General features: G+C 43.0%; 11 protein-coding genes. 7 read left to right on the top strand and 4 right to left on the bottom strand.

What is annotated here, in order from left to right:
- Positions 1-78 precede the first annotated feature (78 nt).
- A complete protein-coding gene (locus EQU50_RS00710) occupies positions 79-804 on the bottom strand; it encodes a pseudouridine synthase (protein WP_130153249.1) in 726 nt (241 codons plus the stop codon).
- 252 nt (positions 805-1,056) lie between these two features.
- Between EQU50_RS00710 and EQU50_RS00705 the strand changes: the two genes are divergently transcribed.
- The gene (locus tag EQU50_RS00705; protein ID WP_130153248.1) at positions 1,057-2,052 is read left to right on the top strand and encodes a hypothetical protein; all 996 of its coding nucleotides are present in this window, start codon (positions 1,057-1,059) and stop codon (positions 2,050-2,052) included.
- Positions 2,053-2,073: 21 nt separating this feature from the next.
- Here the strand turns inward: EQU50_RS00705 and leuS are convergent, their stop codons facing one another.
- From leuS to EQU50_RS00690, 3 genes are all read right to left on the bottom strand, one after another.
- Positions 2,074-4,587 carry a leucine--tRNA ligase gene (leuS, locus tag EQU50_RS00700; protein ID WP_130153247.1) on the bottom strand — a complete coding sequence of 838 codons (2,514 nt, stop codon included), beginning with the start codon at positions 4,585-4,587 and terminating at the stop codon, positions 2,074-2,076.
- 119 nt (positions 4,588-4,706) lie between these two features.
- Positions 4,707-5,843 (bottom strand): glycosyltransferase, encoded by a 1,137-nt coding sequence (locus tag EQU50_RS00695; protein WP_165380273.1) that lies wholly within the window; start codon positions 5,841-5,843, stop codon positions 4,707-4,709.
- 317 nt (positions 5,844-6,160) lie between these two features.
- On the bottom strand, positions 6,161-7,516 hold the full coding sequence (locus tag EQU50_RS00690) for a peptidoglycan DD-metalloendopeptidase family protein (RefSeq protein WP_130153245.1): 1,356 nt from the start codon (positions 7,514-7,516) through the stop codon (positions 6,161-6,163).
- Between the two features lie 237 nt (positions 7,517-7,753).
- Here EQU50_RS00690 and ruvA point away from each other — a divergent pair, with 237 nt between their 5' ends.
- From ruvA to EQU50_RS00660, 6 genes are all read left to right on the top strand, one after another.
- Positions 7,754-8,356, top strand: coding sequence for a Holliday junction branch migration protein RuvA (gene ruvA / locus EQU50_RS00685; protein WP_130153244.1), 603 nt, complete (start codon positions 7,754-7,756; stop codon positions 8,354-8,356).
- Positions 8,357-8,362: 6 nt separating this feature from the next.
- The gene (gene ruvB / locus EQU50_RS00680; protein WP_130153243.1) at positions 8,363-9,400 is read left to right on the top strand and encodes a Holliday junction branch migration DNA helicase RuvB; all 1,038 of its coding nucleotides are present in this window, start codon (positions 8,363-8,365) and stop codon (positions 9,398-9,400) included.
- Positions 9,401-9,414: 14 nt separating this feature from the next.
- Positions 9,415-10,398: an alpha/beta fold hydrolase gene (locus EQU50_RS00675; protein WP_130153242.1), complete on the top strand. Its 984-nt coding sequence runs from the start codon at positions 9,415-9,417 to the stop codon at positions 10,396-10,398.
- A gap of 151 nt (positions 10,399-10,549) precedes the next feature.
- Positions 10,550-11,152, top strand: coding sequence for a shikimate kinase (locus EQU50_RS00670; RefSeq protein WP_130153241.1), 603 nt, complete (start codon positions 10,550-10,552; stop codon positions 11,150-11,152).
- Positions 11,153-11,221: 69 nt separating this feature from the next.
- Complete coding sequence (gene ald, locus EQU50_RS00665; protein WP_130153240.1) at positions 11,222-12,340, top strand: alanine dehydrogenase; 1,119 nt, start codon at positions 11,222-11,224, stop codon at positions 12,338-12,340.
- Positions 12,341-12,345: 5 nt separating this feature from the next.
- Complete coding sequence (locus EQU50_RS00660) at positions 12,346-13,404, top strand: trypsin-like serine peptidase (protein ID WP_130153239.1); 1,059 nt, start codon at positions 12,346-12,348, stop codon at positions 13,402-13,404.
- Positions 13,405-13,440: the final 36 nt, after the last annotated feature.

Raw genomic sequence — 13,440 nt, 5'->3', positions numbered from 1 at the left:
CTAAAAAAACAATTAGATTTAATTTATTAACAAGCCGTTAATTTGTAATTTTTATATTGATAAAGATTATTTATGGATTCAATTAGCTATTTGAAAAAATTTACTAATGATATTAGACGGGATTTCAAGAATTTGATGAGGTTCCAGGGAACCCAATTCAAAAGGGCCATAACCTTCCCGAATAAGGCGATTAACTTGCAGGCCCAGATGATTCATAACCTTGCGGATCTCTCGATTTTTACCTTCGAACAACGTTATCCGTAACCAATTGTTTGTTTGGATTGATGAAGAATTTGGAATCTCTACATCGATTCTGTCATAGTGGATGCCTTCTATCGTAATTCCATTTTTCAAGGACTGAAGAGCACGCCTATCTAACCTGCCGTAAACACGAACCCTATAACGGCGGGCCCAACCCGTTTTAGGTAGCTCTGCAAAGCGAGAGAATCCCCCATCATTGGTTAATAACAACAAGCCTTCTGAATTTAAATCCAACCGCCCAACCGAAATAACACGCGGCAAATTATGGGCCTGTAAATCCTGAAACACCGTTATGCGCCCCTGGGGATCGTGATGAGTGGTGACGTACCCCACGGGTTTATAGTAACACCAAACACGGGTTTTTAGGGGTTCAGCAACAGGTTTTCCATCCACCTCAACTTTTGAGGATTCATCAACCAACGTAGCGGGGGTTAATAGAATACTGCCATCTACTTTAACACGGCCCTCTGCAATAAACTGTTCGGCTTGGCGACGCGAACAAATACCAGCACGACCTAAAAATTTAGCAATTCTTTCAGCCATTAATGATGGACTCCGAAGAAGGGGGGATATTGTTAAGAACCAACTTAACAGACCATAGGCTATTTTAAGAATAGAAAATATTCCCTTTTAAACAGTTGCGTTGGTATGACCAAAATCAGAACCAGAATAAACTGAATAAAGTTTCCCGCATAATCTTAATAAAATATTCACTATTAAGATCTATTTGTATTGGTACAGTAAATATTTTTGCCTGTAGATGAAATTTAAATTGTTCAAAATAGAGAAGGATTTATGAAAAAATATCTACCCTTTACATTCCTGCTGTTGAGCGCAACTTTAAGTTATGGGTCTGATTTGGCTCTTTTTAAAGATCAGGAAGTACCTAATTCTGCTCAAAAGGCGCATCTTCAAGCCCAAAGTTTTCTAAAAACCTTAAAAGGCTTAAAAGCGGAGTTTGACACTCAGCTGCAAACTTTTACAAAGGATAACCAAGGCGCAAAAAGCGCGGAATTTAAGCTTGAACTTTACGAGACAAAACTGGACGGACTGAATAGTGACATTACCAACCTAGAAACTGCTTTGCAAAGTGCATGCAACACTGCGCAAACGAGCGATAAGTCATCCTTTGGAGAACGAAGTTTTTGGTCTTATTTTTGTCCTTTTTCCGCATGTGCTGCAAAAAGAAAACAGCCTAAAGTCGATGTTTTTTCTTTAAAGTCCGCGTTCCAAAAATTAAAGCCCAACATCGAATTTAAAAAGTTTGTTTTCTATTACGAAGATTCACGAAGCGGAGAAATTTTACCCTTTACTGTGTTTACAACACCTAGAAATGCATCGCCAAAAGAAATTGGAAAATACGGCATGCCAATAGGCCTTGAAATTTACCCGCAAAAAGATGGTGAAGAATATGGCATATTTTCATTTCCTCTTATTACATCAACGTATCATGCCGAAATAAGATATGAAAACCTTGTGATAGGGACCGTGCAGAGCAAGCCTTTTATTGCGTTGGACAAAGAAAGCGCCGCACAGAAGATTATGCAAGAAATGTACTCTTGGAATTGGTCTGATAATGGTGAAGAATACTATGTAAGGGCTAGTCGAAAGGAAAGCACTATTGCAGAAATGATGCAAAACTTGCTTTCTGGCAATTGGTCCTCTGCTCCCTATACCCATATCATTGATTATAAATATAAAACAAAAGGTCACATAGAAATAAAGGGCGACATTACAAGCCTAATGAGAATACGCTCTGATATATTCGCCCTAATAGATTCGATAAAATAAATAATTGAGAAAGGCAAAATTCTAAAACACCACGTTTACAATGCGGTTTGGAACAACAATTACACGTTTAGGAGAATTCCCCTGTAGCATTTCAACAACGGCAGGCAAAGTTAAAGCGTGCTGTTCCAGAACAGAGGTATCGGAATCGGGTGCGGTCGCAAAAGAACCTTTCAGTTTGCCATTAACCTGGACAGCAATCGTAATCTCCTCGACCGCTGCCAAGGTGGCGTCAATCGTCGGCCAAAGCTGATGATGCAAAACAGCATGCGGGTCGCCAGTGACTTGACACCACAGTTCATGGGCAATATGCGGAGCAATAGGTGCCAATGTTTGAATAAGAATTTTTAGAACTTGATTCAATTGATCAGGCAGTGTTTTCTCACCCTGCTCTTCAACCTCTCGTGTTAACTCTCGGTGAAATGCGATAGCTTTGTTAAATGCATTGCGTTCATAAGCATCCGTTAATTTGGCCAAGTACTGGTGGGCCTTTTTCAACAAAGTCGTTTCTCCCGCGCTTTTTGGCGCATCTATAACCTCATGAATCACGCGCCAAACACGGTTTAAATAACGCCACGCACCATCCAACGCCTCTGTATTCCAGTCAAAGTCACGATCAGGCGGTGTATCTGACAATATAAAAAACCGAGCCGCGTCAGCCCCATAACTGTCCATGATTTGTTGAGGATCAACCAGATTGCGCTTAGACTTGCTCATCTTTTCAGCACGTCCGATGACAACTTTCTCACCCGTTTGTACATGAACAGGCTTCCCGTCGTCTCCTTTGGTCACCTCATCAGGGTACAACCACTGCCCCTTCGCGTCTTGATATGTCTCATGACAAACCATGCCTTGGGTAATTAAATTTTGGAAGGGTTCATCTAGAGTCAAATAACCACAATCACGCAAAGCCTTTGTAAAGAACCGCGCATACAAAAGGTGCAAAACCGCATGCTCAACCCCACCAATATACCAATCCACAGGCAGCCACTTTTGACAGGCTTCTCTATCCAGAGGTTGATCACAATTGGGGTTGATATACCTCATAAAATACCACGATGACTCAAAAAAAGTATCCAAAGTATCCGTCTCGCGGCACGATTTTTGGCCACATGTGGGGCAATCAACATGCTTCCAAGTCGGGTGATGATCCAAAGGGTTCCCTGGTTTGTCAAAGGCGACATCTTGCGGCAAAATAACAGGCAAATCTTTTTCAGAAACAGGCACCGCACCACAGCTGGGGCAATGAATAATAGGGATTGGACACCCCCAATAGCGCTGGCGAGAAACCGACCAGTCACGTAAACGATAGGTCGTGCGCCCTTCCCCTTGACCCGTCTCTTCTAAATGCCGGATAGCAATCTCACGCGCCTTTTCAACGGTTAAACCATTTAAAAACCCAGAATTGATCACCAAGCCAGGGCCGGTGTAGGGCAAGTGCTGGTTCGTTTGAACCACAGCTTGAACGGGAAGTTGATATTTCGTAGCAAACTCAAAATCCCGTTCATCATGGGCAGGGCACCCAAACAAGGCGCCTGTGCCATAATCCATTAACACAAAGTTCGCGACATACACCGGCAAAGTCTTGTGCTCATCCAACGGATGAATAACCCGTAAACCCGTATCAAAGCCTTTCTTTTCCACCGTGCTCACAGCTTCTTCTGTTGTGATCATCTTTTGGCATTCGGCCACAAAGTCACGCAAATCAGGATTTTGCGCGGCAACTTGCTCCGTCAATGGATGATTTGCGGAAATTGCACAGAAAGAGGCACCAAATAACGTTTCTGGACGAGTTGTAAAAACATCCAAGGTTTGTATCTGATCGTGCTGCAGTTTAAATTTGACCAGGGCGCCCTCGGACCTTCCAATCCAATTTTCCTGCATCTTGGTAACCTTTTCAGGCCACCCCTTCAGTTGATTCAGATCTTTAAGCAAGCTGTCAGCGTAAGATGTAATTTTGATCGACCATTGATTGAGTTTGCGTTTCTCAACCACAGCACCTGATCGCCAGCCGCGACCGTTAACAACCTGTTCGTTGGCCAAAACTGTGTTTTCCATAGGGTCCCAATTCACCCATGATTCTTTGCGATAGATCAGCCCCTTCTTATAAAAATCCAGGAAGATTTTCTGTTCATGCCCGTAATAATCAGGGTTGCAGGTGGCAACTTCGCGTTGCCAATCATAAGAAAAGCCAAGGCGTTGCAATTGCTTTTTCATCTCGGCAATATTTTGAATAGTCCACAATCCAGGGTGAGTATTGTGCTGAATCGCCGCATTTTCAGCCGGCAAGCCAAAGGCATCCCAGCCCATAGGATGCAAAACCTCAAACCCCTGCGCCGCCTTAAACCGGGCAATCGCGTCGCCAATGGCATAGTTGCGCACATGCCCCATATGCAAACGCCCCGATGGATAGGGCAGCATTTCAAGCACATAGCATTTTGGTTTGTTAGTTTCTTTTGTTGTATAGAGATTCAGTTGGTCCCATGTCCGTTGCCATTTTTCTTCGACGGACTGAAAGGGGTAGATGCGCGGATTCATAAACTTTGTAACGTCAAGGTTGGTTTGGAGGTAAGTATACCCCCTTCAAATGATTTTGCGTAAATTTTGTGAAGAAGTTTGTCTCACAATATGTTTTCAATCAGAATGCTTAAAATTCTTCACCCACGACTTCCAAATTCATTTTTTAACCAACTGCCTGTGAACGCATGCCATCCAAAAGAGTCACAATTTTTTCCTTGGTTAAAATATGCAAAAAACACTTCAGAGGGAAAGATAATATTGCGATCTCTTCGACCGTCTGGCTGATCCTTTATGGGTAGACCAAAGGATATGACCCCGTGAGATAAAATTGTTTTTTTAACGGCTACACCCAGGGCAATCGGGCCTGTTTGGCAAAGAGTTCTCAAAAGCTCTCCACCAACATTCAAGGAAGTCAAAATGTAGCTCGGTGTTGTTTTTGGGTCATAGTTACGGAGAAAAATTTCCAAAAGTCCACTCAGAACAGGGTGACCAGGACGGGAGCCGTATATTGCATTACAAGGGCAAGAATAAGCGCCTTCAATGCCTGCATAAAAATCATAGGCTAAATGCAACCCAGTAAAAGGACGGGTCATTTCAAAATCGATATCTCTATATATACCCCCAAATTTGTATAAGAAAATAACGCGCAAAATATCAGAAGCACGTCCAAATTTGGAGTCAGAAACCTCTTGATCGAAATTTGATTTTAATCCGTAAAAATCACTTTCTTCAGCCAAAACTCCATAAACTTCCTTAATTTCAACGCCTACTTTTTCCAATTCTTTGACTGTTTTGGGTAATTTGGTTCTATCTTGAACCCACAAATAATGTTTCCAACCTACACTAACCAAATTCATGCTACAGGATTTCTTAAACCATACTATGAACTCGTCCTTTAATTCTACCGGTGCGTCTAGATTCGTCAGCCAGATACTATGGGTAACTAAAGGTATTCTGGGTTCGGTTGTAGCCATCAGATTATCAAAATGGCACGCAATATCAGGATGGTTTTCCCGCCAAAGTTTATCAAACTGTCGGTAGGCCTTATCAATATCAATATCCTCTTGCGGCAACACAGTATTCCGATAATAAGGCGCAGAAGGTTTAAAAAATGTTTGTTTATCAGCGGAATAGGCAACAAAATTGGAGACTGGGTAAGTGCGAATACCAAAAATAGGTCCAAATTTGGGATGATTAAAACTTTGGTTACGCCCCACATGGTCATCGCCAAAAATATCGGATGCGTTTATATCTTGATTAGATAATAGTAGCAATATGTGAATAATAAACATATAAAACATTGATAAATTCCAAGACTATAATATACATCCCTAAAACCTATCATTTTTGGGTTAACATTTGATTAACAATATTATATTGGACATGGAATATACCAAGAATTAAACGAACCGCGCGGGACGGCTTTACAAGATGGCAAATAAAAACCGAAGATCACAAAATATAGTGAAGAAATTATTCTTATAGGAGCTTAGCTATGTTGTTTCTCTTGATGAATCTGGATTTACTCCTGATACGCCGTGCTTCATGGCTTTGCTTTTAAAGGACATAGATATTATGAATAAAGCATCTTTTAGGCGATCTTATTTTTTACAGCGTCATTCAAATCATTACTGGCCAGCTGATTCTTCATCGGGAGACCCACAATCTGGGTTTCGATCTCTTGCTTGAACTTATTAAATTTCTGAATATCTTTAGTCGCCAGGTGCGTTGTGGGCAAGGCTTTGACAGATTGGGGGTTGACGTGAACGTTTTTAAGAATCACCTCGTGATGCAAATGGGGACCTGTTGCTAGCCCAGTCGCACCCACATTACCAATAACTTGGCCTTGTTTTACACTGGCCCCTATACGGGTTCCAGAGGCGATTTTGCTTAGGTGGGCATAAACTGTTTCGTACCCGCCCGCATGGCGAATTCGAACATAATTACCATAATCGCCAAAATAACCAGCTTTTAGAACGACCCCATCACCGGCCGCCATTACAGCCGTTCCATGAGGGGCACCAAAATCGACCCCTTTATGATCTCGACGAAATCCTTTGATGGGATGAACACGACTGCCAAACCCCGACGTCACCCGCATACGGCTTGAGTCTATGGGAGTTTGCAAAAGGCTGCGAATAACACTTTCACCCCGGGCGTTATAATAACCTGCACAATTGCCCGCGGGCGCGTACGAATAAATACGATGAAGCTGACCTTTGGCAACGACAGAAATATATTTCAGATTTCCAGGTTTTATAGAATTTCCTTGGGCATCTTCATATTGTTCGTACAATAATTCGAAAGGATCACCAGACTTTATACCATGCTGGAAATTAACGCTGTAACTTAATGCCTTAATGGCTTCTTTTACAACCTTGGCTGGAATGCCTAATTTAAGAGCAGCACTATAAAAACTAGCATTAATCCGACCGTCAACACGCTTAAGGACTGTCTTTAACTCAACTGTATTTTTCTGGGTTTTGAATTGACCTTTTTCATTTCTTTCACAAACAACTGTGTATTCCAAAGAAGGCTTAAACTCAGCCCCTAAAAGCTGAACGCCCTGCTGATCCTTCTTATATTGAATAGAGAATGCTTGACCTGGCTTCAAATCACGGGGATTTAAATGACCTTTCAAGGATTTATTCAGGGACTCAATATCTTGCTTTGATATATCAAACTTGGCCAGCAACGACCCCAGGGTATCACCCTTCCTAATTTCTACGGTTTGATATTGTTCTTCCAGTTCCTCATTACTATTAGAGCAACCAATTAACATCGGGGAAGTTTGATTTGAATGATTTAAATTTTGTTCCTCAGCTGGAACATTGTCAGCTTGACCAAGAGACACGTCAATCTGGTAGTTTATATAGTATTCACGGGCAGCAATCAAACAAGCCACAACCATAAATGCGACACTAATAAGGTGAGAATGACGTTTCAAGCCAGTATGCCTCCTATAAAAAAACGATCTATGCCAACTTAATATAAATAAATTTAGTATAGTTTTAAATAACAACCATCATTCGAAATATGCTCTAAATTCAACCCTTTGTCAAGATTTTACGCAAATTTTGATTTCTAAGCTGCCTACAAAAGATCTAAAGGGTATATCGTAAGGTCTTCTTATTTTGTATAAAAGTGATTAATGAAAAAAAATTAGCAGGAAGACGAGTCCTTAATGATAATTGCAAAATTGACCGGCATTCTTGACAGCCTTTATGACGGGCATTTAATTCTTGATGTTCAAGGCGTTGGCTATTGGGTTCAGGTCTCGGCTCGTACCATTGACCAGCTTCCCGCCATTGGTCAAAAACTTAGCTTATGGATTGAACACATCATCCGCCAAGATCACCAACAGCTTTGCGGCTTTTACGACCCTGACGAGCGTCATTGTTTTCAGTTGTTGTTAACGGTACAGGGGGTGGGAGCAAAAGCAGCACTTTCCATCCTATCGAATCTTAGCCCTGAAAGACTCAGAGCCGCCATCAGTCAGCAAGATCGTTTATCATTAACCCAGGCTGATGGTGTTGGCGCTAAAATAGCGGGCCGGATTGTGTTGGAACTAAAAGATAAAATTTTCACCCTGTCGGGTTCTCTTCCGATTCAACTGGCGTCTCCAACCTCAGCCATACAAGACGCACTGTCCGGCTTACTAGGACTTGGTTATTCAAAGGCCGAGGCCAGCTTGGCGTTAACAAAAACCGCTCAAGAAAACCCAAATAACCCTACCGCTGAAGTCTTAATTCGGTTATCTTTGCAAAAATTGTCTAAGACATCATGATGAATAATGACTGACCTTCGTTTAATTGATCCAAATAAACAGTTAGAGGAGGAGTTAGAACCTTCGCTGCGCCCCTTAAGCCTGGCTGATTTTACGGGTCAGGCGGCTGTGCGCAGCAATTTAAGCGTGTTTATTCAAGCGGCCAAAAACCGCAAGGAATCATTGGACCACGTTTTACTATTTGGCCCCCCCGGCCTTGGTAAAACAACCCTGGCTCAGATTGTTGCGAAGGAAATGGACGTGGGCTTTCGTGCCACATCAGGGCCCATTATTACCAAAAGCGGTGATCTGGCTGCTCTTCTGACCAACCTGCAACCACATGACGTTTTATTCATTGACGAAATCCACCGACTAAACCCAACCATTGAAGAGGTTTTATACTCGGCAATGGAAGATTTTAAACTGGATATTATGATTGGCGAAGGGCCAGCGGCTCGCTCTATTCGGCTTGACTTGGTTCCTTTTACCCTTATCGGGGCCACAACCCGGTCTGGTCTGTTAAGTCAACCATTGCGGGAACGATTCGGTATTCCACTGCGGTTACAATTTTATGAGCTGAATGAGTTGACGACTATCATTCGTCGTGCCGCGAAAATTTTAGAATTTAACTTGATAGAAAGCGGGGCCTTTGAGATTGCCAGGCGATCACGTGGGACTCCGCGGGTGGCAGGGCGATTATTGAGGCGTGTCCGTGACTTTGCCAGCGTTATGGGCCAAACGATTGTGGAAGAGGATATGGCAAAAGACGCCCTGAATCGGTTGGAGGTTGACCCGTTGGGCCTGGATGCGCAAGACATAAAGTACCTGCGCACCATTATTGATTATTACAAAGGGGGGCCCGTTGGCATCGAAACCCTGGCCGCTGCTTTGTCGGAACAACGCGATACGTTGGAAGAAACGATCGAACCCTATCTGATTCAACAGGGTTTTATTCAACGCACCCCCCGCGGTCGCATTTTAACAGAAAACGCCTATCAACATTTGGGGTTGCCTTTTATTGCAGCCTCAGGCGCACAATCGCAACTGCCTTTTTCTGATTCGTAAATAAGGAGCTTGAAATGCTAAAAATTTTCCGTCAATTCGCTTTACTGCTTATTTTTCTATCCCCGCTTCACGCTGAATTCTCTTACCAATCTTTAAAACATGAAAACGGCGTCAAAATACGCGTGGGCGAATGGCACTCGAAAGTATCAGCGGATACCAAAAAACTGCTAATCATTTGCCCGGGACGAGCATCGTTTATTGAAAAAAATGATCGATTAGCCGACTATTTTGCCAATTTGGGATTTCGGGTCGTCGTTATTGACTGGCGTGGGCACGGTGGATCCGATCGGGAAACGGACAACCCCCAAAAGGTTTACATAGATGATTACCAGTCTTATGTGGAGGACGTGAAATTAACCCTAAAAACCTATCGCACCTCCGACCAGGCGATTTACCTAGTAGGCAGTTCGATGGGCTCCTTGGTTGTTCTACATTTTTTGAGTGATCAAAGCGTTGCCAAAACTTTCCCTGTTCAAGCCGCCGTGTTTTTATCGCCTATGTTAGGATTAAAAACCAACCCCTTCCCCGTTTTTGCTGCCCGCTGGTTGAGTGCCGCAGCAACAAAATTAGGGTATGCTGATCATTATTGTTTTGGCTATGGTGATTTTGACATCAATAAAGATGTGTTTGAAAAGAATCGAGGCACCCATGATCGTGAAAACTTTGAACGGCAAAAAAAGATTACCCAAGATCATCCCCAATTCATGACCGCAGGCCCCACCTATGGTTGGCTAAATGCAAGCTTTAGAGCCTTGGATCAGGCACTACAAGCTGAAGGACTACAGGCGATAACCACACCCATTTTCATAGCCACAGCAGGTGACGATCAAACGGTTGATACCAGTCAGGATGCTAAAGTTGCTAGCCATTTAAAAATCGGCACGCATAAAATTTATGAAGGGGCCTGGCACAATATTTTCAATGAAACTGCCGATATTCATCAAAAACTTACAAAAGATATCGAAGCTTTTTTGACCACACATTCAACAAATCATTGACAGCAGCGCCTTGTGGACGGCATATTTACCTATGTGGTCCGCAGGGACTTGTACCCATACTGATTCAAATAGAAGAACCAACATCTTTATCCAGAATGGGTATATAACTGGATAGAATTAAAATTATAAATTAAGACATGCAGTTTTGGTGATGATGTATTCTCATAGTTCCCGTCCTCAGTCTACAACAATTAGTTTCATGCCCCCTAAAACCATTGTTTTGGTTGGGCTCATGGGCTCAGGTAAAACCAGCATTGGCAGACGTTTGTCCAAACGACTGGAATTACCTTTTTATGATTCCGATCACGAGGTTGAGGCTGCTGCTGGCTGTCCGATTAAAGAGATTTTATCGGTTTTTGGTGAGCAGGCCTTTCTAAGCGGTGAACATCGGGTGATTACTCGTTTATTGGATCAACCTATACACGTACTAGCAACTGGAGGGGGTTCTTTAAACAATCTTGAAACCCAAAAATTGATTAAGGAAAAGGCCATTTCAGTCTGGCTAAAAGCCGACATTGAAACATTGGTCGCCCGTGTCTCAAGACGAAACGACAGACCCTTGTTAACCCAGGGAAATCAAAGGGAAACATTAGAAAGTTTAATTGCCGAACGGTACCCCATTTATGAAAGCGCTGACATCCATGTTGAAACATTGGATGAGCCGACGAACGTCACAGTGGATCGAGTCATCCAAGAGATGAGCGAGTATGTCCGCATTCACTACCCCCACCATTATGTTTTAAAGTCTGTATAAGTGACATCACTTTGTACAATTTCTAACTTCCACAAAATTTTACCACTCTAGCGTAAACAAAGAGTAATCATGATTATTGGTGTTCCCAAAGAAATTAAAAACCACGAGTATCGGGTTGGATTGACCCCAGCATCAGCGCAGGAACTTTTGTCGAACGGACATAAGGTTTTGGTTGAAACACAAGCTGGTACTGGAATTGGTTTTGGTGACCACGATTATCAAAAAGTCGGTGCGACCATTGTTCAAACGGCTGCCGAGATTTTTAATCAAGCTGATATGATTATTAAGGTCAAAGAACCCCAACTTAGTGAATGCAAAATGCTGCGCCCTGATCAGGTCCTTTTTACGTATCTGCATTTGGCCCCCGACCTTGAACAAACAAAAGGGTTGATGGAATCAGGATGCATTGCAATTGCTTATGAAACCGTGACAGATTCCCGCGGTGGTTTACCGCTACTAGCCCCGATGAGCGAGGTTGCAGGCCGCATGTCCATTCAGGTGGGCGCCTATATGTTAGAAAAAGGGCAAGGTGGAGCCGGCGTCCTTTTGGGTGGCGTTGCTGGTGTAGAACCTGGCAGAGTTTTAGTTTTAGGTGGTGGCGTGGTTGGTGCCAATGCAGCCCGTATCGCCATGGGTATGGGGGCTGAGGTGACCATTGTTGACAGAAACCCCCGCCGTTTGAACGAACTAGACTGGGAATTTTCAGGTCGAATAAAAACTATTTTTTCCACCCGAAGCAGTGTTGAGAAATTAGTGAGCAAATCTGATCTAGTTATAGGTGCTGTCCTAGTTGTGGGTGCTGCGGCCCCTCGTTTGGTCACACGTGATATGTTAAAAAAGATGCGTCCTGGCTCTGTATTGGTTGATGTGGCCATCGACCAGGGGGGTTGCTTTGAAACAAGCCGACCAACAACCCATGCTGAACCCAGCTATGTTGTGGATGATATTGTTCATTATTGTGTAACTAATATGCCAGGTGCTGTAGCGCGGACATCAACCATGGCTTTAAATAATGCCACGCTGCCTTTCGCCCTGGCTTTAGCCCAAAAGGGATACCGTCAAGCCCTTTCAGAAGACCCCCATTTGTTAAATGGCCTGAATGTTTATAAAGGGAAAGTAACCTACCAAGCAGTAGCAGAAGCCCTAGATTTGGATTACACGGAGCCTAGTCAACTTTTAGCAGCATAAATTTGATGCAGAAATACGTTAAATTATTATGTGTATTTGTTTTAGCCACAGGCTTCATTGAACCCCTACATGCCATGTTGTCAGATGGAATTCATCAGCAACGTGATTATGAAGACCTGGCTAATGAGAGCACAGAATTTGACTCAACTTGTTATGTTCTGGACCATAAGGCACAAATCAGTCAAACAGGCGTTCTGATTGCCCCAGATCTGGTAGCCACAGCTGCCCACGGGGTGATTGAAATGATTCAAAAACGCCAACAAGAACCCATGAATCAACCCCTTCCTGTTGAGCAGGTTGACGTTACCTTTATTAATAATGGGCAAATTTTTACAGCCCAGGCAGCTTGTGTGCTTGTGGATGCCCGTTACACTGAAAACTCGGGCCTTCAAGCTAAACACGATATTGCTCTTATAAAGCTGAAACAACCTATCCATCATATTCGCCCTGCCAAACTGTTTGAAAAAAAAACCGTCCCGAGCCAATCTGTTTTAACAGTTGTTAGCTTTGGCATGGCGGACCAACCAAAGAATCCAGCAATTAAACGCGCCTTTCGATTATATGAACGCGACACCTACCATGTGGGTGGGTTGGACGAGGAGGAATTGGCATCGAAAAGGTCTTTATTACAATCTTCACTTTTCTTTAAACCTGATAAAAAACTAACTCAACCATCCGAGCAGGCTGACGAGGAGACCATTCGCGTTTTCGATGCGACCCAAAATTGGATAAAAGATGGTGAAAAACCTTATGCTTTAGCTTTGCCGGGAACCAGTGGCGCCCCTGTCTTTGTAAGGATTACTGAGAATGGTAAAACAGAAGATTACTTATTTGGAGTTGTCACCAGTTTTGCCCATTTGTCTGGTCAATTTCAAGCACCCAAGGGAGTACCAGAGGACGAGTATATACTGACTCGCCGTCAGCAGAGTTTCAACAATTATCAAACGATTTTTGCCCTGTTCTATAAAGAAGATAATAATCCCATCACTTATGACAAAGCAGCACGTGACTATTTTCTGGATTCGACCTTTATAAGACTTTTAGAGCGTATTAAAAGATTCTGAAGATAGATGCCCCCCAAGGCCTACGCATCGTAAAAT

This window comes from Candidatus Finniella inopinata (genome assembly GCF_004210305.1).
Taxonomy (GTDB): Bacteria; Pseudomonadota; Alphaproteobacteria; order Paracaedibacterales; family CAIULA01; genus Finniella; species Finniella inopinata_A.
The sequence above is the reverse complement of the archived record's forward strand: the minus strand, read 5'-3'. Positions and strand labels throughout refer to the sequence as shown.